A 26,083-nucleotide genomic window follows, 5' to 3' on the forward strand; every position below is an offset into this window, starting at 1 on the left:
AGCTTGCATTGAAATAAGAAGGTGACAACTAGCAACTCTCAAGCACTTTTTTGCAAACACTTTGATAAAGTTGATTAATTTGATATTGAGGCATCCCTGCTTTTTTAGCATTTTCGACTAAACCAAGTAACGCCGAAGATAGGTCATCAAAAGGCCCCATTACGCCTTCTCTTGTTCGGTAATAATGCTCTTGTTGCTCGACAATGAAGCGATCGCTTCTAGTAAAAGTATCATCAGGACTATCACCTAACCTACGATTTGGTTCCATCTAGCATTTCTCTTGTATTGTTTATTGATTAATAGAAGCTAAATGATACATTCTACTCAATTTGAGATAAAGGCAATATATCTGAACAATTTGTGCGAGATCTGCTAACAGTCAGACAGGCATTGTCCTCTGTTGAGTATTCACTCAATATCCTGTACAAAAACCAGCCTACTCTTCCAGGTTAAGTCTCATTTCAATTAAGTTACTATGAAACCCAGCTTTTTTATAAGCCGTAATTGCAGAATCATTTTCACTAAACACCGTTAAACAAACCATTTGCATATTTTTCTTTTTACTCCACTCAACTAATCGTTTAACAAGCATTTGGTTAATTCCTTGCCCACGATAATCAGGATCAATATACATAAAACCGAGATAAGCATGTTGTTTATGCTTTAAGTAATGGCGAGAATCTTTAATTATTGCGTAACCAGACCCCACTAAACGCCCATTATCAACAGCCACTAAAACCTCAGCTATGTCACTTTGAATCAACTCAGCCAAATCATAATAATTAAAGTGCTCAGCCATCATATTTTCTTCAAAAGGTCTTTCATATTCAATAATAGACTGTTCAAACTCTAACAAAGTTGAAAGTTCAGAAAGTTTGGCTTTTCTAATTACAATCGACGAATTCAAGTTATTTTCCTTATCTTACGCTATAAAAATTAATTGAAAAAATGCTAAAAATCATGGCTAAACATTCGATATTTCATTAAACAACCCCTGCTCTTCCCAACTTTTAAAGTTTCCATTTGAAGGTAAAACTTCAGACAAAATCATTTTTAACTCTTTAATAAAAAAGTTACTCAAACATAGTTTTTCTGGTAGTTTATCATGGATTAACGGGTTGAAATCACTAATGACTTTTTGAATATCATGTTGTGCAGGGTAATAGCAATCAATTAACTCATTATATTGGTTTTCAAGCTTATCAACATGCTGGTTAGTCTTTTTCATAATATCATTACGAGTCATATTAACCAGTTGTTGGCAAGCATCTTTCGAAAATTCCGGAAGAACATTATCTAAATCCTTCAGCATCATATCAAAAGAAACAAGTTTTAACTCATATTCTTGTTTATCTTTTTCTACTTTTTTAATTTCTCCACGAGCTAACATCGCACTTCGTTCTCTCTTTTCATGAACAAAATCTAATATTTTTTTTGATATAACTCTTCCTATTGATAAAGAAGCAATTATTCCTACAAAAAAGTTAAAACCACCAAACTTGTCAAAATTTAATACGGCTGCCATAGCAAAACCAATTAAAATCGAAGGAAACACAATCACCCAAACAGGAATTGTTTTTTTAAATTTTTTTTCTTGCCTAATCAAATGGTCTAAATAGTTATTTGCGTCACTTATTTTTTGTTTTTGAGTAAAAACATCATGCTGAATTTCTTTTCTTTTCTCTAACAATCCAGCTTCTTTTTTAGCTTTGGCTTCATGATATTCTTTTAATTTTCTTTTTAAAACACAGAGCATTTCTCTTTCTTCATTATCCAATGCGTTACACTTATTATAATATAAGTTTAAATATTGCTGTTCAATATTTAAGGTTATTTTTTGCATCGCAGAATTTATAATTATTTCAAAACTTTCACTAATTAAAAAATGACCTTGCTTAATATAACGGTCAATCAATAAAAGAAGCTTCTCCGAATAATCAATATTTTCTTGAGGCTGCATCATTAAAAACACGTCTATGCTGTCTTTTTCTATAGGCGATAGTTTTTGATTATTCCACTCCTTACTTAACAACTCATATAACACCCCCATTTCAACCAACAACTGATTCGCTATAATTAACAACTCGTTCTTAATTAAAATACTATTTTTTTCTACCTTATAGATATAAATGGGCAAAAGTGAAACCCCTGAATACTTAACAATTCCTTCTTTTAAAATAACACTCCAAATCAGCTCTCGAACAGCAGTAGGATAAAGTGTTAATGCTTCTGTTTTTTCATCAACCAACGGTTTTTTCAGCAGCCGAATATAAATTTCTTTATCTTGACTAATATTTAAAAACAAACGCTCAGTATCTTTCAATATTTCTATACCTAACGAGCGGCAAAGAGCATAAACAACAGGGTAAACCAGGTAAAAAACTTCTTCTCTTACAAACTGAACAGTGGCAGGTCTATCAACTAATAAAAAACCAATTAGATTAATAAAGTCGTTATAAACATTTTTTAATTCATGTTGATGTTCTTCATCATTAAACAAAGCCAATGTCATTAAATGATAGGCGGTCACAGTTACCGAAGTTCCACAAAGCTCTATTGCTTTACGTGTAACTCTTAAAGCCTCATCTTGTTTGCCAATCGCTAGATTAATTCTTGCTTGATCGGCTAATTCAATAGCCTCTACTTCATTCGGCTTACTAATTTTTTCAATAATAGTATGTAGTTGATCACTAATTTGATTTAAAGCAGAAACAGTTTGCTTTAATTGGTTATCAATTGAGTGTAATTTACGACTTGACTCCTCAAGTTTATCAACGACATTACTCCCACTCGTTGCAATTTGACGGGCAATCTCCGAGCTTGATTGACGCATACTTTTTTCAAGACCAGCAATTCCACACCCAATATTAATTAAGTTATAGTTAGTTTCAGAAATCCCTTTTGCCAGTTTTTCATGTTGAGCTTGTACTTGAATACGATTTCGCTCACTCTGCTCAGCAATACTATTAGCTAAACGGGTAGAAACCTCTTCTAATCCATCAATCACACTCGCGAATTGATGATCTTCAGTTTGCATTTTCCCATCTTTATTCAAACTAAACTGTTCGAGGCGAGATAATACCTTTTCTTCATAGGAAACATGGGAGGGGGATTTTTTAAACATATAAAACCATCCTGTTTGGTGTATCAACTAATATTGTTTTATTTGCCACTACTTAATACTAACTTAATAGTCTCAGAATATTGGCTATGACTCAACTTTAACAATGTTTCACAATGTAATCATTTTCTCATAGTAATAGAAGATCATTTATCCCAAACAATGGCCCGAAAATTTAATATGGAAACAGGCCAATTAGTCGAAAGCAAAATAATTCACAGCTCAATAAATAAGCCATGCAGGTATTTTAGTGGTATACATAACTTAGAGATTATCATCAATAATACTCTGGCGAGCACGGGTCATATTAATATCCTCATTAATAATTTATCCTCAAAGTTAATCTAACTAAGGGTAACTTGTTTGTCTAGTGGATATTTGAGAGGCTAGTTGTTCACCCAGATATAAAAAGTCAATGGGAGATAGCAATTGAAGAAGATTTACAAACACCCAGCGATTTTCATGCAAAAAACACCTAACTAAAAACTGCAAAGTATTCAGGCAAGAAAAACATCTGAATTTTTGAATTAAAGGTTATAAGATGAGTGGAGGTAAATAGATCTCGACAAGCGCTAATAAAATCTATATAGTTGTTTCCAGCAAGAAAAAGTATATTATTTACATTCTACATTTCGTTGTTTTATTCATAATTCTCCGTACTGCAGTTTTTAAGTTCAATTCTACATTTTTAAGCTATTCAAGCCTCTTGAAGGCACTACTATATATAAATTTCAGGATATTATTATGTCTAATACAACTACAGGAACCGTTAAGTGGTTCAACGAATCTAAAGGTTTTGGTTTTATTGAGCAACAATCTGGACCAGATGTTTTTGCTCACTTTAGCGCAATTGCTAGTGAAGGTTTTAAAACACTAATAGAAGGCCAGCAAGTACAATTCGTCATTACTAGTGGCCAAAAAGGACCGCAAGCTGAAAATATTGTAGCTATTTAACAAATAGTTTACTTTAAAAAAGGGCAATCCTTCGGGATTTGCTCTTTTTTTGTGCCATATAAATTCTCGAGTAAATGAAACAAAGAATTGGATGTCCTGTTTCTATAGGATGTCCCATTTCTATAAGTTAAGTGAACCGCCCTGTGCGGAACCGCATGCAGGGTGGTGTGGGGGGGCTGGAGGTTAGAGACCTCCGGCTACCCGATTAAGTTGTGTATGGCGTCAAATGGCTCTCATTTCCCGATTTTCTTGCAAACTCTTTAGAATATTTGAACAACTCTTGAAAGAGATGTTCGTTTCCAAATGCTTTTGCCGATAGCGCAGCTGATATTATGCCTCGATAGAAATAATTTAGCATATCATCCACGTGATTTTGGTAAAGGGGCGAGGTTACACAGCCATTGAGATGAAATTTTGGGGGCCTGCCAAAGTAAAGCTCCATTACTTGTGAAGCGGCTGCATGGACGTAACCGGAATAACCTTTAGATATAGTTCTACTAGCTTCCTTCTCAGTACTTTGGACTTTACCTGTGCTTCTATCCTTGCTTATATACGATTGTATTTTTTTCCTCGGTATCATCGGGCGCTTTTGACTCGACGCCATCGCTGTTTTACCCTCTTCAAACTCCTCCTCAAAGAAAGCCTCAAGAAATTTCGCATGCAAATCTGTTGCATCATCGAATATTACCGCCTGCGTCAAGAAAGAAATATCTTCACCTAATTCATCCGCGATTCTTTGTATTGCCGCTTGCTCCTGGAGAAGACCTAAAACGTTTAAATGGAAAATTGCTTTCAGTCCAGTGATAGTCCGCGCCAACTTAAGCAATATTGCAACGTGAATCGTCTCATTTTTATATCTATAAGTATAAAGCCCATCTATCGATATTAAATCAGGAGGATCAATCATTTTTTCAAGAGCTAAAAATGATTTGGCCATCAAATTTATTGCTTCATTATAGAGTTCATTCATATTCGAAACTTAACGCTTGTCTGAGTTTACGAGGCACGAGTTGAACTCCTGACTCTTGTTATGTCCTTTACTGGACGCTGAAAAACATGTTAATTACTATCGTATAAATTGCGATCAAATACAGAAAAACTATAAATGCTCTTTTTAGATATAATCTACTACCAGTAATAGCCTTTATATAAGTTGAAGGATCGAACTTAAAATACAAATAAGCCGTTCTAGAAATACCTAGTAAAACGCCGGCGATAATGCCCAATAACACAAAAAACATTCCGCCTCGGCCACCAAACAAAGCCCCGAGGATAAGTCCAGTTAACACCCCTATAAAAGGCCATATTATAAAAGCTGACAGAACTTTTTCTATTTTAGTCAATTGCTTAACTACCTTTAGAGACATAACGAGGCTGTAGAAAAAGTCTATTTTAGACAAACTATTTCACTCAGCCAATTATTTTATTAATTTGAACTCACTTTGCCTGTATTTTGGGATAATTTCAAATTTTTATATATTAAGTGCTTATCCAGTTTATTTTGTGTACAAATATAAACTCTGTCGTGTTTGACCGCTGTAATTTACCTCCATAAGTTCTTTATGCGGCCAGTTCTCCGTAGTTTTTTAGTTTCTCTATGTTTTGTATTAAACAGAATAATTTCCATTGACCATTTACTTTCTTTTTTCCACGTAAACTAAATCGATTTAGCCCTTTATTGGTTCCTATATTTCCAAATACAGGTTCAACAACTGACATTCTGTGACTATAAATTAATTTGCCTTCTTTGCTATCAACTCGATCCTTCATCCAATCGGTAAATTGGTTAGTCGCATTGGATTTCAGTAAAAATGAAACTTGTCTTCCTTTGCCTTGTCGATGATTTGCTGATTCAGGTCGCTGCATACATTGATTTTTCAGCAGACAATGACGACACTGTAACAGCCGACCTTGAAAGTAGTCTCTAAATTTTCCATTTTGATCTTGTCGTGTTCCATGAAAACTAATTTTTTCCCCTGCTGGGCAACTACAAGTTTTGTTGACTGGGTCATATTGAAATTCAGTCGAAGGGATAACTTTAATCATGTTTTTATTCGTTTTTTGATGTCGTTTCCCATACTTCTTTTTTTGCCCTGCAAACTTTGGGTCACGCTCTCTAAAACGATTGTCGGGAATGTAGCCGTTGATTTTGTTTTCATATAAATATTTCATATTGGCTTCATTAGCAAAACCTGTATCTGCGGTTACAACCACACGACTTGCATAAATATCATCACTAATATTAAGCCTCTGATAACGCTCTTTTACTTTTTCGAGAACAGGCTTAAGGGTATGGTGTTCCTGACCTGCACCGAATACTTGAGCATCTATTATGACTTGGTGCTTCTTATCAACTGTCGCAACCCCATTGTAGCCTTGTATAGTGCCTTTACTTGTTGTCATCTTGGCACTTTCATTGTCAGTAATATTGCTTTTAACTTCTTTTTTTCTTTTACCTTCTCCCATCCTTGGCTCAGAATTTTTTAGGAAGTTGTCTATTTTTTCTGGGATGTGGTAAACCTTCATAATACTCAAGGCACAGTTTAACTGCATTGTGTTTTTTAATCATTATCAAATACTTACCTAACTTTACAGCTATGTCAAACCTTGGATTCAAACAATAAGTGCATTCTTTTTGGTTTGGGTGGATTACTAGCTATGATTATTCTCACTACACTATAGATTACTTTAAAGATTTGATTCATAGTTTGCATGAGCTGCTTAGGAGCGGCAATGAGAATGAGTCAATATACATTTCTGTTGATTACTAAGCAGAATAATAGGTCCTATAGAATATATAGGGCTGCAACTATCCAGGTTGGTTCTTAATATAGAAACTGCCAACTCAAGCTTCAACGATACAATTAATGAATCAATTATCTCAAACTAGCACAGAGCAAAAACAACTTATTTTAAAAATTAAGCATGTCCCCAATTATCAGGATCATCATTATCATTAGGCGACAAACCAAGGATATCTCCTGCAGTAGCAACGCCCAATCCTAAAACCGTACGATTAGCATAATTAAAGTATGCTGCCACTTGATTAATTTCAAGAATACAACCATCATCATATCCAGCCTCACGCATAATGTTAATATCATTCTCTGTCAGCTGAGTAGGCGTTAGTGTTAATTTTTTAGCGTATTCGAATAAGGTTATTTCATTAGCTTGAAATACTTGGCTTAGTTGCCCGCGCTCCATCGCTTGCCGTACTTTCTGAGCCCGCTCATTATCATTGATCAACCTCGCATAACCTTGATAATGATGTTCAACACAGTATTCACATTGGTTAAGTAAACTAACATAAACACCGATTGCTTCTAACCAATGTTTCTCTAGTTGATTAGCATTATGATGAAGCACATTTTTATATAAAGCCATGTGCCCCTCTAAAGTGTGGGGCCGTAAACTGTGCGACATTAGAATGTTATCTACATTATTATCCGGACCAGCGACCCGCTGATAAAGCTTGAGTAACTTACCTTTAGCTTCATTAAACCCTATCACTTTAATCCAAGTCATACGTTTTCCTCGATTAATTTTATCTTTACTTAATTTTATTGTATTTACAATAACATAGCTATATAACTAAACCTAGTCCTTCAAATCACAAATAGAGATGAAATTAATTTTATAACAAAGTTTTTATTTTGCTCGCCGCTAAAGTTTATATTCGTATAGAGATGCAGACTGCCAAATGGTGGGACTTAGTTTGAATGATTCACGCTTAAACGCCATGATTGACTGATTGTTTGTCGTTAAAACACACGGTAGAATTCAACCCCAAAAAACCTTGCAACCAATATCAAAAACAATCAACTATCAAAAATTATCAATATCATAAATGCTATTAGGACTATAAAAATGAAACGCTACACTCAGTTATCTTGCTTAACCCTGCTCATGCTAGCGCCAATAACAAATGCCAAAAAACTTGATGTTGAAAGAATTTACTCTTCACCATCACTCAGCGGCTCTTCTGTTAAAGGATTACAAATATCACCCGATGGTAGTCGAGTGACTTTTCTCAAAGGAAAAAAAAGGGACTATGAGAGATTAGATTTATGGGAATATAATATAAAAAATAAAACAACCAAGTTATTGTTTAACTCCGATGATTTACACTCTGGTCAAGAGTTATTATCTGATGAAGAAAAAGCTCGAAGAGAAAGACTAAGATTAAGCGGATCAGGTATCGTCAGTTACCAGTGGTCAAAAGATGGAAGTGCCTTATTATTTCCTTTAGCTGGCGATGTTTTTTATTATAAAGTAGGCACTAAAAAAGTAAAAAAAATAATTAGTACACCTGAGTTTGAAACTGACATTCGTTTTTCTCCAAAGGGAAATTATATCTCTTATATTAGAAAGAAAAATATTTTTACCCTTAACCTCTCTTCAGGCCAAGAGACACAACTCACCCAAGATGGTGGAGGAACACTAAAAAATGGAATGGCCGAGTTTGTTGCACAAGAAGAAATGAAAAGAATGACGGGTTATTGGTGGTCTGATGATGAGTCTAAAATTGCTTTTACTCAGGTCGATGAATCTCCTGTAGAAGAAGTGGTGCGTAGTGAAATTTATGCTGATAAAATTAAAACGGTTAAGCAGCGTTACCCTTTTGCAGGTAAACCTAACGTCAAAATAAAACTTGGTGTTATTCAACGTAAAGACAAAAAACTTCGCTGGGTGAACTTAGGTAAAAATGAAGATATTTATTTACCACGAGTCAAATGGACCAAAGATAGCAATTTACTTTCGTACCAGCTACAAAGCAGGAACCAAAAAAGCTTAAAACTCAATATTTACGATTGGAATACTCAAAAGACTAAAACAATACTAGAAGAAAAAAGCACGACTTGGCTCAATTTACACAAAGATCTTTATTATCTAAGAGATAAAAAACACTTTATTTGGGCTTCAGAAAAAAGTGGATTCAAGCACCTTTATTTATATACATTATCAGGCAAGCAAGTAAAACAATTAACCAACGGGTCTTGGGTTGTTGATCAACTAGAAAATGTTGATGAAGAAAATAACCAGCTTTATTTTACAGGTAGAAAAGAAACGCCTCTCGAACGTCATTTGTACTCTGTTTCGTTAAAAGGTGGTGTTATAAAAAAAGTTACTCAACGGGCGGGATTTCATAAGATTATTTTTTCACAAGATAATCAAAGTTATATTGATTTTTTCTCATCATCAACCACTCCACCTCAAATCAGTTTAAACTCAGCTTCAGGCGCACATTTATCATGGCTTTCAGAAAATAAAGTTGATAAAAGCCATCCTTTATATGAATATTTATCAGATTGGATTCAACCTGAATTTGGCACATTTCAAACAACCGATAAGATCCCTCTTTATTATCGACTTTATAAACCAGCTAATTTTAATCCAAAACAAAAATACCCAGTTTTAATTTACCTTTATGGTGGCCCTGGAGCCCAAAGAGTCACCAATAGTTGGCCACCTTATTTAGCACAATATATGGCTCAACAAGGTTATGCCGTTTTCACTGTAGATAATAGAGGCTCAAAACATCGTGGTAAAAAATTTGAAGATCCTATTTATCAAGCAATGGGAAGTATTGAGCTCAATGATCAAATTGAAGGGGTTAAATATTTACATCAGTTTCCTTGGGTCGACTCACAAAAAGTTGGTGTACATGGCCATAGTTACGGTGGCTATATAACTTTAATGGCGATGTTTAAAGCGCCTGAATTTTTTAAAGCTGGAGTATCAGGAGCCCCTGTGACCGATTGGCAACTTTATGATACCCACTATACCGAACGATTTATGGGTAACCCTAATCAGGTTCCTGAAGCTTATAAAAAATCTTCAGTATTTCCTTACGCCACCAATTTATCAGGCCCGCTATTAATTTATCATGGCATGGCCGATGATAATGTTTTATTTAAAAATAGTACTCGTTTATATCAATTACTCCAAGAAAATAATTTACAGTTTTATGTTATGGATTATCCAGGAAAAAAGCATAGCATACGCGGCAAAAAAACACAGATGCACCGACTCAATATGATTCGTAATTTCTTCGATCTACACTTTAATATAAAACGCTAGTATATCTTATTGCTAGTTTTCCTTGGAAAGGCACTTTTTCAAGGAAAACAGCTCGGTAGATACAACCAGCCACCTCTTTTATACAAACCGAGTTCTCAGTACATTAAAATCGATAGCTTCAATTCAAATGCTATTGAGAAATAAGTAATCAACTTTCATTCAGGTTTCATTCATTTTTCTAATGCTACTATCCAGCCACACGCTTTTGTGGATAACCATATTAGTTATATGTCTCTAAGTCTATTAACTCACTGGTTTATTCATGACTTTCTCCCTATTTTATAGGGAGTTTTTTTATCTAAGATTTATTCAATATCAGCAGTTAATTAAAACTCCATATCTAACAACTCACCTAACTCAGGTTGCCAGCCAAACTGTGCTAGCTTTACTCGATTATTCAAGACAACAACCCCTTCTTCTTGTAATAACCCTTTTTGTTTTTCAGCCTGACATGAACCCGCTGAAAATGCTAGCTGGCCACTACTTCTAAGTACTCTATACCAAGGAAGCATCAACTCTTCGGGCGCATCCCCCAAGACTTTGCCGACTAACCGAGCCCTGCCGGGCAAACCAGCCAAATCAGCAATTTGTCCATAGCTAGCAACTTTACCAAGAGGTATTTTAAGTACTGTTTGCCAAATTTTTTCAGCTTTACTGATATCTTTAATCATCACAATTATCTCTAACTAGAATACATTAATCGTAACATTTAATAGGTAGTATTCCAGCTTTCACAACCTCACATTAATGGCGGAATTAAAACAAAAATGGTAGTTTCTCTTCATTTCAACTACTACCCAGATCTGGTATCGTTATAACTTACTTCAACTCTAAATATATTGACTAATTATTATGTTTAAAATAACCGCAAAAACCATACTATTTATTAGCCTTATTGGTTTAATTAGTGCATGCGTTACCAACATTGCTGGCCGCAAACAAGTCATGCTGGTTTCAGAAAGTAGCGCCATTCAAGCTTCAAAGCAAGCTTATGTCAATACGCTTTCACCATTAGAAAAGGCAGGTAAGTTGAATAATGACGCCAAATTAGTCAAACGTATAAACCGTATTACAGACAAGCTCATTCAACAAGCGGTTGCTAAGCGTCCAGATTCCCGACAATGGGAGTGGAGTGTCAAAGTAATCGATGAACCAGAAGTCATTAATGCTTGGTGTATGGCCGGCGGTAAGATGGCTATTTACACTGGCTTAATTAACAAACTATCGGCCACTGATGATGAAATAGCACAAGTAATGGGCCATGAAATCTCCCATGCTTTAGCAAACCACTCGGCTGAACGCATGTCTATTGCTATGGCTAACAATCTAGCACTCAGCCTGCTGAAAAGTTCTACAGAAGCCAGCGACCAAAGTATGTCTCTTGCCGCTGCGGCCGCTCAAATAGCTTTAACATTACCCAACAGTCGAAAGTCAGAATCTGAAGCAGACATACTCGGTATTGAGCTTGCGGCAAAAGCGGGATTTAACCCAAATGCAGCAGTTACTTTGTGGCAAAAAATGGCACAAGCAGGTGGAAATGGCGGACCAGAATTTATGAGTACTCACCCATCCCCAGAAAACAGGCAGCAAGCGTTGAAAAAGCTCATCCCCCAAATGATGCCTTTATATAAAGCCGCTAATAAAAATAAGTAGAAATCGATGAACTGGATAGATATAGGTATAAACCTCACTAATCGACGTTATGATCAAGATAGAGAACAAGTTATCAATAATGCCATTGAGCATGGCGTTACTAAACTCATTATTACCGGAACCAGTGTTCGCGAGAGCCGTAAAGCGCTTGCTTTGGCCCAAAAATATGACTGTGCCTACTCAACAGCCGGCTGCCACCCTCACGATGCTAAATCATTAGACACTCAAGCAATCAAAGATATCACCTCACTCGCTAGCGCTAAAGAAGTTGTTGCTGTTGGTGAGTGTGGTTTGGATTTTAATCGAAACTTCTCCCCAAAGAATCAGCAAATCAAAGCATTTGAGCAGCAATTGGAAATAGCAGCCCAAATAGAAAAACCGCTATTTTTTCACGAGAGAGATGCGTTTGACACTTTCTATCAAATTATTAAGAACCGGTTGCCTGATTTAAAAGATGGTGTCGTTCACTGTTTTACCGGCAACAAACAAAGCCTCAAAAAATATCTAGACTTAGGTTTATTTATTGGAGTGACAGGCTGGATTTGTGACGAACGAAGGGGGCAGGAGCTGTATGATATTGTCAAATATATCCCTGATGACCGTTTAATGATTGAAACCGATGGCCCCTACCTAACTCCGAGAAACTTATCCCCAAAACCCAAAGATGGAAGAAATGAGCCCTGTTATTTGCCTCATATTGCAAAAACGATAGCCAAAGCTCGCCAACAAAGCTTGCAACATATTGCTCAAATAAGCTATACCAATAGTAGTCTCTTTTTTAATATAAACGACAAGGAATTAAGCAATAAATGATATCAGAGCAGCTACCCCAAGTTATTTTACTTCATGGGTTAGGTCGTACTCCACGCAGCATGGGCAAGTTATCTCAAAAACTCAGTCGGCTAGGCTACCGAGTATTTAACCCCGGTTACAATAGTCTACTCGACAGTTATCAAGAAATTCTTCAATCTCTAGACAGCAAAGTACTAGATTGGCTCAATCCAAAACAGCCCGTTCATTTTGTTGGTCACTCATTTGGTGGAATATTAATTCGTGGTTTGCTGGCACGTCATCCTGAATGGAATAAGGGGCGTTGTGTGATGGTAGGCTCACCTAATAAAGGTACAAAAACGGCCTCTTTTATGTTATCCCATTGGTGGTTTAAATATTTTGTTCCTAAGGTAACATCTGATTTAACGCCAGACAGTCAGCTGTTAGAGTCTTTACCAGAACCAGAAATTGAAACCGGAATTATTGCGGGTAATGTCAATTACAGTATTGTTATTCCAGTTAGTTGGTATTATAAAAAGGCAACTGATAATGCACCAGGAGACGGTGTAGTTGAGTTATCCAATACCCAATGTAGTAATATGACAGACTTTATTATTATGCCATTGCACCATTCATTTATGACGTGGGATAGTGAACTTTTAGACGAAGTGATCCATTTCCTCAAAAATGGACATTTTTCAGAGGCTTATCAACCAGTAACAGCATAAACCGTGGAGAAAGCAATTGGAACAACCATCAATTAAAAATCAAATAATCCAAGGTGGCTGTTATTGTGGCCGTATTCAATACCAAGTACAACTCCCTGTAAAATGGTGTGCTTATTGTCACTGTGATAATTGTAAACACACACAAGGAGCACCGTTTGTTACTTGGTTCGGTGTTGATAAAGTAAATTTTCAATATATTCAAGGCGAAAAAGATATTGCCTGGTTTGAGTCTTCGGAAAATGCTCAAAGAGGACATTGTATTCATTGTGGTACACCATTATTTTTTACTGGAAAAAAATGGGAAGATGAAATTCATATTACCCGAGAGTCAACCCAAGACGATATATTACAGAAACCTCAAGTACATGTTTTTTACGATCGACATGTCAGTTACTTATCAATTAATGATGAGTTGGATAAATATGGTGGTCACGATGGGTTTACCCCTTTAACTGAAAGCTCAAGCAGTGGAGAGCCCAAATAATGTCAAATAGTCAGTTTTCATTATTAAAAGAAAAGCGGTTTCTGCCTTTTTTTATTACCCAAGCCTTAGGCGCACTTAATGATAACGTTTTTAAAAATGCGCTGGTTATTTTGCTCTCTTATGAAACAGCAACTAAGCTACCCATCAAATCAGAAATAGCAGTCAATATGGCTGCTATTTTATTTATATTGCCTTTCTTTATTTTTTCAGCAACCGCAGGACAACTAGCAGAAAAATATGAAAAATCTCGTAGTATTCGTTATGTTAAATTAGCTGAAATTATTATTATGATGTTTGCCGTTGTCGGTCTATATCTTCAAAATTTTTATATCCTGTTTGCTGTTTTATTTTTAATGGGCTTTCAATCGGCTATATTTGGCCCGTTAAAATATGGCTTACTTCCCCAACAACTTCACACCGAAGAATTAGTTGGCGGCAATGCTTTAGTTGAATCAGGTACTTTTTTAGCAATACTTCTTGGTACAATCATTGGTGGGACTATTATGACAATAGAAGAGAATAGTGTGTTATTTTTATCTGTTACGCTCATATCAGTATCAGCAATCGGTTATTTATCAAGTCGAAAAATACCCTTAACACCAGCAGTTGTTTCTGACTTAAAGATCAACTGGAACCCAATTACTGAAATTCATAGAAACTTCAAATTTATGTTAACTAATAAAACCGTTTTTTTAGCAATACTCGGCATTTCTTGGTTTTGGTTTTATGGTGCCGTTTACTTAACTCAAATTCCTAATTACACAAAGTCAACATTAGCAGGAGACAAATCAGTCGCAACTCTATTTTTAACTGCTTTTTCTATCGGTATCGGTATTGGCTCAATGCTTTGCGAAAAGTTATCAGCTGGTCGTATTGAAGTTGGTTTAGTGCCAATAGGCGCATTTGGACTCAGCTTTTTTGGCTACGACTTATATATGGCAAACACCGCAAGTGGCCTGTCCCCCATGTATGATTATGTTCAATTTTTTTGGTTAGAAGGCTCCTGGAGAATCCTTATAGATGCCATATTAATTGGCATTTTTGGTGGGCTATTTACAGTCCCTCTTTATGCATTAGTCCAACAGCGAGGAGACAAAGAACACATGTCTCGCTTAATTGCAGGTCTCAATATCATGAACGCATTTTTCATGGTAATTTCAGGAGGCTTTGCTATTTTACTCTTAAGTTTAGGTTTAACCATACCAGAGCTTTTCTTAGCAACCGCTTGTATTAACGTCTTAGTAGCTATCTATATTTTCACGAAAGCCCCAGAGTTTATTTTTAGATTTATTACCTGGTTGCTTGTTAATACCATTTATCGAATTCAGAACCATAATTTGCAAGTTGTGCCTAAACACGGCGCATGTGTTATTGTTTGTAACCACGTCAGTTTTGTTGACGCACTCATCATCGCCGGTTATTGCAAAAGAAATATTCGGTTTGTGATGTACCATAAAATATTCAAGGCACCTATTATCGGTTGGTTCTTTAAAATGGCAAATGCGATCCCAATTGCTCCGGCTCATGAAAATAAAAAGCTGATGAAAACAGCTTTTGATAAAATAGCGAAAGAACTAGAAAATGGAGAGGTTGTATGTATCTTTCCTGAAGGCAAATTGACTCCAGACGGAGAAATTGGTGAGTTTAAAAAAGGAATTGAAAAAATTATTGAGCGAAATCCAGTCCCAGTTATTCCAATGGCATTAAAAGGTCTCTGGGGCTCATGGTTTAGTCGTTTTAATGGCAAAGTAATGAAAGGTATACCACGTAAATTTATGGCGAAAATACAATTATTAGCAGGCCCACCAGTTGAAGCAAAAGATGTATCAGCAGCCTATTTATATCAGCAAGTAAAAAATTTAAAAGATAGCAACTAACCTGTACTCAGGACAACTAATTCTAATTAATAAATATTTTTATCATACTCAGTAAGGCTTAAAATTAGAGCGTTTTAAGCCTTTTAATTCCCTCATTAAAATCGTTTTCAGAGCAAGATAATACAAAACGACAATATCCCGGGAGTCCAGTCCAAGTCGAGTTATTAACGACCAAATTCAGTTCATTAAATAATTTTTCTGTCATTTTATCCCCTCCATTTTGAGGAGAATATCCAAACTCTTCAATGAACTTCATTGGTTTTGCAGCCAAAAACAATCCCCCTTCAGGAGGAATAACCTGCCAACCTTTATTGGTTAAAACCGAGGATAATATGTCAGCTCTATGAGCTAAAGTTTTTCTTTGGTTATCTAAGTGTGAAATAAGAGTAGGCTCGCCACTTAATTGCCGCTCAATCAGCTTTCTAACGGCATAGCCTAAAGTAAAATGAGGGGGATTGGATAACTCTTTTTCAAGTAACCCGAGAATTGATTTAGAAGTTGACCAACAATAGCCAAAACGTAGTCCTCCTGCTGCATACTCTTTAGAAACACCTCCGAGCATAACAAATCGAGCATTTTTAGCTTGATTAAAACGATCAATTGCAAACGATAAATCCCAATTTAAAGTGTTATCAAACTCTAAACCACTAAAAATGCTATCCATTATTACAGTCACATCATTTTCTGCTGCAACCCAAAGTAGCTCACTCAATTCAGACTGAGAATAAATAGCACCTGTAGGATTAATTATTGGAGCATTTAAAAACAACCAGCATTCTTTACTTTTTGTTGCGTGCTCTTTTAATAATTCAGGTGTTACTTTAAAGTTATCAGTTTCATGGGTTATTATCCCTTTAACCTTAACTCCTTTTAATTGGGCCGCGGCATAAAAATATCCATAGCTACCATTAGGAATTAACAACGCTTTATTTTCTCTAACACACAGCGTTAATAACCCTTCAAAAATAGATGATACACCATTACCAAAAAGCATTTTAGAATAAAGAGTATTTGAAAAATTAAAACGCGTAGTTAATAGCTTCTGTAATAATTCTTCAGGTGAAGAGTCATCAGTAATACACCGCCTGACCAAATAACTCTCTAGTAAAGATTGCTTTAGTATTGAAGGTGCTGACAATTCATTTTCGCCATAGTCAAAACGTATTGTGTCTTGGTTAAAAGCCAAATGATTACCTTTAATTGCAGGATGTGAAAACGCATTTTTTGCACGATTACACAGCAACAAAGAGAACTCACTATTTAATTGATTTGTATGTTGTTCTTTGGTTAATGTACTTCTAGTTCTTTGAAAAAATAATAACTCTTCTAGTAAATGCGCATAATATAACTGTTTTAGCACAGGTGTTCGGCTATAAGTTAATTCTGCAGTATCTAACAAATTATTAATAATAGTGTCATTACTTGTTAGTGTGATATTAAGCGAATAATCCTGATAAACATTATTGTTCACTAATGCCGCCATAATAACAAGATTATTAGGTAATTTACTTTCAGATAAATAGCGATAAACGCCATGAATACTTGGTTGACTACTCAAGTCGATATTATCAGTCAGATCAATTAAGAGTAAAACGCCATGCGTTGTAGCACAATCAATTAACTGTTTAATCAGTTGGGTCGACTGAATTTCATGAACATCTAATTGTGTAATCACACATTGAGGTTTTAGCTTATTAATTAATTCAATTAAATACTCAACTTGTGAAGGGATTTGAATGACTTGAGTATCATCAGTATCAAAATCACCACCAACTAAATGACTAAGTTTTTTCGATATCAGTGTTAGTTGAGGACGATAGTTCATGAGCATATTTTCAACTAAAGCTTTACGACCAGGAGTAATAAACAACTGTTTTTCAGAAATATCTACACGCAAATAATAACGAAAATATTCTGCTAACTGTAATCTAAAATAAGTTAAGCCCGCTGTGCTTTCATAAGGGAAATGACTTTTTGTTTGTAGCTGTTTAGACAAAAAAGCTAAAAAAGAATAACGTTCTTCGGCATCAGCATAATTTTCATAGGTTAAATCAACCGCACTTCTCAGGCCTTGCTCACCAAATAAACCAACAGATTGATAAATCCGTTTAACTTGCTCTGGAAACAGCATTTTGGCTTCATAAACATCAACAGAGTGATAAATCTTTCCTCCCGCCTGTGCATATTTTAAAGCGGTTCTTGCATCGATAGGAACATCAGCATTAGCAGACATATAAAACTCAAACCGATGCCCTGTTGTCTTTTCAATATCAACCAATGCTTTGATTTCAGTATCTGCCGCTTGTTCAACTTGTGTTTGCCATACTCGACGAACTTGAAAACCTCGTCGTTGCATTAACCGTTCAAGAACTGAACGCCCAGGCCTTCCACCTAAATTTAAAATCAGATTACCTTCTGGTTTTAATATTGCAACAGATTGTTCAACGGCACTGGCGATTAAGCCTAAGCCAAACTGATCTTCAATGTATCCTTGCTTTGCAAAATAATTACTCAATGAATATAAATACTCATCACTCGAACTTTCTGCTATTAGATTTTCCATAACTTCAGGCTCAGGATTAAGCACTTGAGGTATACAGCCAATAATTCGATCTGCGGTTAATGGCGCTTGATTAAAGTGACTAAATAAATTGGATTCAAAAAAAGCAACAATATCGAGCAAAGACTTACCATTGTTCAATATGATTAAATGCCCAGCTTCATCAAAAGCATTTAAATATAAATTAAGACGAGCACAAATAATTGCTTTCGGATTAATATCTACACCAACCATATAATTAGGTAAATAGCGACGCGCTAATGCAATACTAATCCACCCTATTCCACACCCTAACTCTATCACTTTCTTATTATGATATTCACTTTCAGGGTAGCGAATTAAGCCTTCATAAAAAGTAAAAGACCAAGCTTCGGGTAAAAAGGTACTAGGGAACTGAAGTAGTTGTAAACGAATTGTTTTATCAGTTTCATTTAATACGCTTTGTTCTAAAAATTGAAAATGACAATTATCAGGTTGACTCTGAACGAAGTATTCTTTTAACTGATAAAGAAATAAAACTGCATCGCGTTGCTGCTTTTCATCATCTAACCTCAATAATAACTCTTTAAAACATTCATAAGCTGCATGACTGGACTTTTGACACTTGCTCACAAAATTTTCTACTTGAGATACCATATACCGACTCATTTACATTCACCTACTAAACAGTATAACAGCGATTAAGATGTTACAATATTATCTATTTTTTATTATTCTAACCCCAATATAAAATAATTTATACTTAGCTAATGTTTGCGGTCTTTGTCATTACTGATTAATATATCAATACGAGCCAATAAATTTGCCTTCTTATTATAATGAAAAAAATACTTATCAATATTATTATAGCTTTTCTATTCTTTAATTATGCTCACCAAGCCTCAGCAGCTCCCGATAGAGTTACAGGAAATAATAAAACAACCCGCTCAGAAGTGATCGCCCAAAACGGCATGGTTGCTACCAGCCACCCGTTAGCCACTCAAATCGGTTTAGATATATTAAAGCAAGGAGGAAGTGCTGTTGATGCTGCAATTGCAGCCAATGCAGCTTTAGGTTTAATGGAACCGACAGGAAATGGAATTGGCGGCGACTTATTTGCTATTGTCTGGGATAATCAATCTCAAAAACTCTACGGCCTTAATGCCAGTGGCCGTTCACCGAAAAACCTTAGCTTAAAACAATTAAAAACAAAGTTAGCGAAGCTCAAACGTAATAGTATTCCTCCTTATGGTATGTTACCAATCTCTGTACCAGGTACAGTTGATGGCTGGTTTGAATTGCACAAAAAATTTGGCCATTTATCGATGCAAAAAAACTTACAACCGACAATTGATTATGCCAATAATGGTTTTCCGGTTACAGAACTCATCGCTTACTATTGGAATAAAAGTGTTCCTAAACTGTCTCCGCAGCCGGGTAGCTTCAAAAAAACGTTTACTCTGAATGGCAAAGCCCCAAAAAAAGGAGAAATTTTTACCAATCCAGAATTAGCCAATACACTTTCATTAATAGCTAAAGATGGCCGAGATATATTTTATAAAGGAGCAATCGCTCAAAAAATCGATCAATTCATGAAAAAAAATGGAGGCTATTTAAGCTATCAAGATTTAAGTGAACACACCTCGACCTGGGTAAAGCCATTATCAGTCAATTATCGAGGTTATGATATCTTTGAGCTGCCGCCAAATGGTCAAGGTATTGCAGCTTTACAAATGCTCAATATTTTAGAGCAATATGATCTATCAAAAATGGGCCATTTAAGTGAAGCATCGTTACATTTAATGATTGAAGCTAAAAAGCTGGTATTTGAAGATCGCGCAAAATTTTATGCCGACATGGATTTTTATAACGCACCTATCAAAGGCTTACTCTCAAAGAAATACTCAAAACAAAGAGCGAAGTTAATCACACCGCAATCAGCTTCACGAATTGATAGTGGCAATCCTTCGTTGTATCAAGGAGACACAATTTATCTCACTACAGCAGATAAAAATGGCAATATGGTTTCCCTTATTCAAAGCAACTATCGAGGTATGGGCTCAGGCGTGGTTGTTCCGGGGTTAGGCTTTGTATTCCAAGATAGAGGTGAATTATTTTCTTTAGATCCAACTCATGCCAATGTATATGCGCCAGGCAAGCGTCCTTTTCATACAATTATTCCTGCCTTTATCATGAAAGACAATAAACCTTTTATGAGTTTCGGTTTAATGGGAGGAGCAATGCAACCACAGGGACATGTACAGATTATTACCAACATTATTGATTTTGGCATGAATATTCAAGAAGCAGGTGATGCGACACGCTGGCAACACTTTGGCTCAACCGAACCAACAGATGAACAAATAAAGTTTACTCATAATGGCGGTGTTGTTGCAATTGAATCTGATATTCCTTATCAAACCATACGAGGCTTAATTAATCGTGGCCACAAAATTCGCTATGACCGCGGGGGTTATGGCGGTTATCAAGCGATAAAATATGATGCGGAGAATAAAGTTTATTTCGGCGCCTCAGAATCACGTAAAGATGGGCAAGCAGCAGGTTATTAACCTGCTCGCCCAACACAAGTAAAACAGCTAAAGTTAGATTTGAGCTTAATTTAAAAACTCGGGAAATAATGGTAGAGCACGAAAATCTTTTTGTTCATGCTGAATAATTACTCTGGCATTTTCTTGCTTGGCTAATATTTCAAACCTTTTTCTTGATTCTGCGATTGTTTGCTGGTCAACATTATATTGAAATAATGTTTGCTCCTCTCGGCCTCTCTGATGAATATATAAATCTCCTGTCAACAATAGGTTTCCTGAATTTTCTAACCGAATTAATAAGACGGAACTACCAGGCGTATGACCAGGCATTGATTGAATAACAACACTTCCATCGTTATAAACATCATGCTGTTTTTTAAATACTAATGTACTGACATTTTCCAACTTATTATATGAATCACCAAACATTGCACTAATATCTTTTGAAAACATATAACGTCTTTCTTGTTCGTTAATAATGAACTTCGAATTAACAAATAAATTGGCATTTCCCGAATGATCAGGATGAATATGTGATAGCGATAAATACTCAATATCTTCAGGCTTTAGCTTTAATATTGCCAATTGCTCTGTTAATTTAGTCTTCATCATTGAATGCCAAACACCATTTTTAATACCTTCAGTTTTATTGACTAACGACTCGTTTAAGCCAGTATCCCAGATCAAATCTCCCTTTGGATGACGAATCAAAAAACAGGGGTTCGACAAGGTTGTTTTCTCGCCGTTATATTTTCCTTTAACAGAAAAAGAAGCCATATCAGATACATGGTAAGTTCCACAGTCCAATGTATAAAGTCTTATTTCATTATCTAATCGTTTGTCCGCACAATTGATAAGAGTTATTAAAATAATAGCGGTTACTGTTAGTTTTAGTTTTTTCATACTTTTTTCACTGAATAATTAATTTTATAGCTTTGTATACTAGTAAACTCTACTGAGTAACATTACAAGTATCCAATAGCTTCTTTAGTAATCACACTACCATTCAATATAAATTTTTGTTCCAACATCAACCAAATTCATAAATTCATCCATTTCAGAATTAGTTAATGCGATACAACCATCGGTCCAATTAAATAATTGCATCATCCAAGCAAGCCACCCTAGCCCATTTTTTTGTCCATGAACCATAATAAAACCACCAGGGGAGACTCCTTTTTCTTTTGCTAACGCAATATCTTGTTGGTTAGGATAACTAACGTGCATTGCTCGATAGAAAGAAGAAGCTTCGTTTTTAAAATCGAGAACATACATTCCTTCCGGTGTTCTTTCATCACCTTCCTGTTGTTTATGTCCTTTAGGATTAGCACCAAGTGCGACATAATATACCTTAATTAACTTATTTCCATTTAATAAGTACATCTTTTGTTCTGACTTATCTAGCTTAACTAAATCAACTTTTGCATAAACGAAATCACTTAGTAATAGAAATAACAATATAAAATATTTCATGAGCTCTTTCGATAATATAATTGTATACCCATTAAAAAATTACGTAATATTTGCTCTTTACATTCTCGATAGTGTTGATGTCCTGGCTTACGAAAAAAAGCGCTTAGCTCAGATTTCCCCAGTCTAAAGTCAGCCAGGCTTAGCAATTCTAATACCTTTTCATCTTTTAGGTTTAATGCTATACGTAGCTTTCTAAAAATTAAGTTATTATTCAAACGAGCTTCCGGTGCCATTTGTTTCCCCTCTTTTTTACCTCGCTTTTCATTAATAAACCCATTAAGAAATCCAGCAAGGTTAACATCATCACAATAAACATAACCATCATCTTCTTCTTTCTTTAGCCAAGCACAGACTTGTTTCCGGGTAACAGCCTGTTCAGCTAACGCAAATATGCTTATCATTTTCGAGTCATTATAATTAAATATATAACGAATTCGACGTAAAACATCATTATTATTCAAGTTATATCCTAGGTTATAAAATTAATAGTCTTATATGCCACTCTCCTTAAGCACAAAAACAATCATCGTCATGGAGAACGAACATATTAACAGACAACTACATGAAATATTGAATAAAATAATATTAATATGGAATACTTAGAAAAGGTTAACAACTAATGATTTTATTAAAAGAATAATTTTTCTATGTAATGATATAGTTAAGAACTGTGATAAATATCGAGTTCAAAGAAAAACTGGGTTCCATTATTTTCACTTGTTTTAAAGTAAAGACTCCCTTCATGAAGCTCAATAATTGCTTTACAAATGCTTAAACCAAGCCCAGTCCCTCCCACTTTACGGGTATCGGAACTATCAGCTTGAGCAAAACGCTGAAAAACCCGATCATGAAACTCTTCTGGTATACCGGCACCTTGATCACTAACACCGACACGAACTTTATCAGACACTAGTTCAATCGTTACTTTAACCTCTCCATTTTGGGGTGAATATTTAACAGCATTTGAGAGTAAATTGGTAAAAGCTTGTAAAAGACGATGAGAATCAGCATTAATGAGTAAACTGTCGGTTTCTGTTGCAAAAAGAAGCTTTACATCATGTTCAAGGGCAAATCCCGAATTATCGTCAATCGCATTTTTTAATAATGCGACTACATCAATAAGTGATAAGTTAATTTCAAAATCATTACTATCAATTTTTTCAAAGTCTAATAAGTCATTAATTAATAAAGTTAAGCGTTCACTATTTTTATTCGCCATCACAAGCAAGTTACGCATATTCTCATCAATCATATTACTGTTTGAATTAAGTGCAAGTCCCAAAGCTCCACGAATAGAAGTTAACGGAGTGCGAAGTTCATGACTTACCGTAGAAACAAACTGGCTTTTCAGCTTTTCAGTCGCTTTACGCTCAGTAATATCACGTAATATAGCAATGAAAATATGTTCGCCTTCTACATCCATTTGATTCACCGAGATTTCAAGAGGAAATAGAGACTCATCATTCCTTTTTGCTTGCACTTCAGTTAACCCAATCGAAAAGAAATATTCCATCAAATTATCTTTTGATGTACCTTTAGGCAGTAATACTAAGTCAGAAAAATCAATATCTTGTATTTGTTCCCCTCGTATAGCAAACATTGTTTTTGCAGTTTGATTAAATGTTAAAACCTTATTATCTCGGCTAATCGTAGCTAATCCATCTAGCATACTATCAATCGTCAGATTTAACTTGTGTTCACTCAACTTAAACTCTTTTGTCATTTCTTCTGCAAGCAAGAAGGATTTTTTATTCGTATTAACCAAAATAATAAAGAGTGTTAAAAGCATGCTATCTATAAAAATACCACCAAACAAAATAATCAGAGGTTGGTTGTTTTGATTTTGTTCACGAAAAAGTAAAGTTGTCTGTATGTCAAATACCCACTCTCTACCATACATTGAGACTTGAAAAGATTCATGAAATTGAGGGTTAGGATCATAGTCCTGAGATTTATCAGTTAATTCATCATACAAAAGGAAGTCACCATCTGAAATTCTAAAATTAACTAGCCGATTTTTATTTTGCAGTGTACCAAGCATAAGCTTTTCCATAATAAATGGCGCATACACAATACCCATAAACTGTTTTTGTCTTAATTCAATGCTATCTGGAGGGGTAACCGATTGATAGTATGGTGCATAAAAAAGAAAACCCGGCGTGCTTTTCGCATCTTGCACTAAAGTAATTGGCCCAGTTATTTGTGGCAAACCGGTATCACGAGCTTTTTTAGCAGCATTCAGCCGGTTAGATTCATGTGCCATGTCCAACCCTAATGCTTTGCGATTAATACCTAATGGTTCTATATAAGTAATAGGCCAATATTCACTTTTTTGATGCGGTGGATGAATCTTATAATCAGGCCTTACTTCTCTTTCTTCAGTTAGATAGTTTTCAAGATTAGCTGGTTCAACATAATAAATAACTCCAATACCATTAATACCTGGATACTTAGTTTCAATTGAAAGTGCAGCGCTAAATTTTTTCCAATGATTGGCGTTACTTTTACCATCTTCACCATGAATTGCCGCCACCCCTGCATATAGCGCATCTTCATATTTTTCCATTCGCTCTTTTGCAATTTGTATAATCTGCTTTGCTTGATAACCGAACTGCGCTTCGTTTTTTTGCTTAACCTGTAACTGTGTTATATACCAGGCACTCAATGTCAAAGCAGCAGATGCCAATACAACCAACCAATGATACCAATGCAATTTCCCAGAAATCACTGGCTTTTTTATTGACATACCGACTCTCTCTTTCGCGTATTATCTTTGTTCATAGTCTTAACTACGCAAGTATCCTTTATAGCTTTAATAAACTATGTCAGCCATTATTGGCTCCCTTAGCATGTAGCCTGCTAGTAATAAATAAGATGCCAATTATTCAAATTAATAAGCTCAAAATCCCGTACAACTTTAAGCAAGTATAGTTCGACTAACTTATTTTCGCTAAATAATACATTCTCTATAGGTTAACAAAATATTGATAAATAAATTGCGCTTATATAGTCATACCAAAAAAATGATATTCACGCTTCAAAAATATATTTTTCAAAAAGAACCAATACTTTTTGTATTCCCCCCCTTAAAACAACATTTAATACAACAAAGTTCACTATTTTAAGGATATTGATATACAACTAAACTATTATCAAAAAAACTACTCCTCAATAGAAAGTATTAAATATCGACTGGTGCTTGTGCCATCAGCTTCTGGGGTGTACCGATTAACAAATAGCTTATCGAGATTTGGCGCACCACTAATATCAATTCCCGCACCATTTGATTGTAATTGACCAGATGTAGGCATGTTGGCACAGGCCCCTGTTAGGGTAAGTTGCACACCATCATATCCACCACTCCCAGACATTGAAAATGATTGACATGAAGACTGTGCTACACTACCAATAGTTGCAATAATATAATTCAAAGCATTAATCACTTCTGTTTTCTCACTATCTGGCGAGTACTCAGGCAACATGTTATCAATAGGTAACTTCCAGTGATACTTTATTCCACCACCTTCTACATATTGACCAGGCCCAGGTTCACCACCAGAAATACTAGCGACTAGTTGTGATTTATGAATAGTTATCTTTAATTGTCCTGGAACTGCAGAATCATTTTGCTTAGTCATAAAACTCTCCTTTAATTATCAATCAATTTTCTATTTTCTAATTTGATAGCCTTAATTCATTTTTTATATACGATTACTGTATCAGTACAAATAGCAAAAGCTGCAGCTTTTAATAAACTTCACTTTGTAATTTTGATTCGGTTCTTTGAAGCCAGCCAAATAAAGACCAACATGGTTAATTCAATTTACTGTTCAAAAAATCAACACAAGTTAGA

At 35.3% G+C, this 26,083-nt stretch carries 22 protein-coding genes; 8 read left to right on the top strand and 14 right to left on the bottom strand.

Annotated elements, in window-relative coordinates; all coding sequences use genetic code 11:
• Positions 1-28: 28 nt before the first annotated feature.
• From ACT5E3_RS21260 to ACT5E3_RS21270, 3 genes are all read right to left on the bottom strand, one after another.
• Complete coding sequence (locus ACT5E3_RS21260) at positions 29-268, bottom strand: DUF6316 family protein (RefSeq protein ID WP_444995571.1); 240 nt, start codon at positions 266-268, stop codon at positions 29-31.
• A 168-nt stretch (positions 269-436) separates the two neighbouring features.
• Positions 437-907, bottom strand: coding sequence for a GNAT family N-acetyltransferase (locus tag ACT5E3_RS21265; RefSeq protein ID WP_444995572.1), 471 nt, complete (start codon positions 905-907; stop codon positions 437-439).
• Between the two features lie 57 nt (positions 908-964).
• Complete coding sequence (locus tag ACT5E3_RS21270) at positions 965-3,124, bottom strand: hypothetical protein (RefSeq protein WP_444995573.1); 2,160 nt, start codon at positions 3,122-3,124, stop codon at positions 965-967.
• A gap of 741 nt (positions 3,125-3,865) precedes the next feature.
• On the opposite strand from ACT5E3_RS21270, the gene ACT5E3_RS21275 reads away from it, so the two are divergent.
• The gene (locus ACT5E3_RS21275) at positions 3,866-4,075 is read left to right on the top strand and encodes a cold-shock protein (protein ID WP_444995574.1); all 210 of its coding nucleotides are present in this window, start codon (positions 3,866-3,868) and stop codon (positions 4,073-4,075) included.
• Positions 4,076-4,280: 205 nt separating this feature from the next.
• Here ACT5E3_RS21275 and ACT5E3_RS21280 read toward each other — a convergent pair whose 3' ends face one another.
• The 4 genes from ACT5E3_RS21280 to ACT5E3_RS21295 form a co-directional block, all read right to left on the bottom strand.
• Positions 4,281-5,045, bottom strand: coding sequence for a hypothetical protein (locus ACT5E3_RS21280; RefSeq protein ID WP_444995575.1), 765 nt, complete (start codon positions 5,043-5,045; stop codon positions 4,281-4,283).
• 67 nt (positions 5,046-5,112) lie between these two features.
• Complete coding sequence (locus ACT5E3_RS21285; protein ID WP_444995576.1) at positions 5,113-5,475, bottom strand: hypothetical protein; 363 nt, start codon at positions 5,473-5,475, stop codon at positions 5,113-5,115.
• Positions 5,476-5,635: 160 nt separating this feature from the next.
• Positions 5,636-6,601, bottom strand: coding sequence for a transposase (locus ACT5E3_RS21290; RefSeq protein WP_444995577.1), 966 nt, complete (start codon positions 6,599-6,601; stop codon positions 5,636-5,638).
• Between the two features lie 393 nt (positions 6,602-6,994).
• Entirely contained in the window at positions 6,995-7,600 is a 606-nt protein-coding gene (locus ACT5E3_RS21295) for a carboxymuconolactone decarboxylase family protein (protein WP_444995578.1), read from the bottom strand.
• 342 nt (positions 7,601-7,942) lie between these two features.
• On the opposite strand from ACT5E3_RS21295, the gene ACT5E3_RS21300 reads away from it, so the two are divergent.
• Positions 7,943-10,156: an alpha/beta fold hydrolase gene (locus ACT5E3_RS21300; RefSeq protein WP_444995579.1), complete on the top strand. Its 2,214-nt coding sequence runs from the start codon at positions 7,943-7,945 to the stop codon at positions 10,154-10,156.
• A gap of 326 nt (positions 10,157-10,482) precedes the next feature.
• On the opposite strand, the gene ACT5E3_RS21305 is transcribed toward ACT5E3_RS21300, so the two are convergent.
• Complete coding sequence (locus ACT5E3_RS21305) at positions 10,483-10,827, bottom strand: MGMT family protein (protein WP_444995580.1); 345 nt, start codon at positions 10,825-10,827, stop codon at positions 10,483-10,485.
• Positions 10,828-11,008: 181 nt separating this feature from the next.
• On the opposite strand from ACT5E3_RS21305, the gene ACT5E3_RS21310 reads away from it, so the two are divergent.
• The 5 genes from ACT5E3_RS21310 to ACT5E3_RS21330 are packed head-to-tail and all read left to right on the top strand — an operon-like array spanning position 11,009 to position 15,669.
• Entirely contained in the window at positions 11,009-11,809 is an 801-nt protein-coding gene (locus ACT5E3_RS21310) for a M48 family metallopeptidase (protein WP_444995581.1), read from the top strand.
• 6 nt (positions 11,810-11,815) lie between these two features.
• Positions 11,816-12,622: a TatD family hydrolase gene (locus ACT5E3_RS21315; RefSeq protein ID WP_444995582.1), complete on the top strand. Its 807-nt coding sequence runs from the start codon at positions 11,816-11,818 to the stop codon at positions 12,620-12,622.
• Positions 12,619-13,308, top strand: coding sequence for an esterase/lipase family protein (locus tag ACT5E3_RS21320; RefSeq protein ID WP_444995583.1), 690 nt, complete (start codon positions 12,619-12,621; stop codon positions 13,306-13,308). Before ACT5E3_RS21315 ends, ACT5E3_RS21320 begins: the two co-directional genes overlap by 4 nt.
• Positions 13,309-13,324: 16 nt before the next feature.
• Positions 13,325-13,792 carry a GFA family protein gene (locus tag ACT5E3_RS21325; RefSeq protein WP_444995584.1) on the top strand — a complete coding sequence of 156 codons (468 nt, stop codon included), beginning with the start codon at positions 13,325-13,327 and terminating at the stop codon, positions 13,790-13,792.
• Complete coding sequence (locus ACT5E3_RS21330; RefSeq protein WP_444995585.1) at positions 13,792-15,669, top strand: MFS transporter; 1,878 nt, start codon at positions 13,792-13,794, stop codon at positions 15,667-15,669. Before ACT5E3_RS21325 ends, ACT5E3_RS21330 begins: the two co-directional genes overlap by 1 nt.
• A gap of 64 nt (positions 15,670-15,733) precedes the next feature.
• Here the strand turns inward: ACT5E3_RS21330 and ACT5E3_RS21335 are convergent, their stop codons facing one another.
• Positions 15,734-18,877: an aminotransferase class I/II-fold pyridoxal phosphate-dependent enzyme gene (locus ACT5E3_RS21335; protein ID WP_444995586.1), complete on the bottom strand. Its 3,144-nt coding sequence runs from the start codon at positions 18,875-18,877 to the stop codon at positions 15,734-15,736.
• 170 nt (positions 18,878-19,047) lie between these two features.
• Here ACT5E3_RS21335 and ggt point away from each other — a divergent pair, with 170 nt between their 5' ends.
• A complete protein-coding gene (ggt, locus tag ACT5E3_RS21340) occupies positions 19,048-20,778 on the top strand; it encodes a gamma-glutamyltransferase (RefSeq protein WP_444995587.1) in 1,731 nt (576 codons plus the stop codon).
• Between the two features lie 45 nt (positions 20,779-20,823).
• Here the strand turns inward: ggt and ACT5E3_RS21345 are convergent, their stop codons facing one another.
• The 5 genes from ACT5E3_RS21345 to ACT5E3_RS21365 all read right to left on the bottom strand — a co-directional run bounded on the left by ACT5E3_RS21345 (position 20,824) and on the right by ACT5E3_RS21365 (position 25,868).
• A complete protein-coding gene (locus ACT5E3_RS21345) occupies positions 20,824-21,660 on the bottom strand; it encodes an N-acyl homoserine lactonase family protein (RefSeq protein ID WP_444995588.1) in 837 nt (278 codons plus the stop codon).
• 96 nt (positions 21,661-21,756) lie between these two features.
• Positions 21,757-22,230, bottom strand: a complete 474-nt coding sequence (locus tag ACT5E3_RS21350; protein ID WP_444995589.1) for a L,D-transpeptidase family protein — start codon at positions 22,228-22,230, stop codon at positions 21,757-21,759.
• Positions 22,227-22,691 carry a DUF1456 family protein gene (locus tag ACT5E3_RS21355; RefSeq protein ID WP_444995590.1) on the bottom strand — a complete coding sequence of 155 codons (465 nt, stop codon included), beginning with the start codon at positions 22,689-22,691 and terminating at the stop codon, positions 22,227-22,229. Before ACT5E3_RS21355 ends, ACT5E3_RS21350 begins: the two co-directional genes overlap by 4 nt.
• Positions 22,692-22,891: 200 nt before the next feature.
• A complete protein-coding gene (locus ACT5E3_RS21360; protein ID WP_444995591.1) occupies positions 22,892-24,976 on the bottom strand; it encodes a CHASE domain-containing sensor histidine kinase in 2,085 nt (694 codons plus the stop codon).
• Between the two features lie 415 nt (positions 24,977-25,391).
• Positions 25,392-25,868, bottom strand: coding sequence for a hypothetical protein (locus tag ACT5E3_RS21365; protein WP_444995592.1), 477 nt, complete (start codon positions 25,866-25,868; stop codon positions 25,392-25,394).
• Positions 25,869-26,083: the final 215 nt, after the last annotated feature.

The sequence above is a fragment of the Aliikangiella litoralis genome (genome assembly GCF_052495765.1).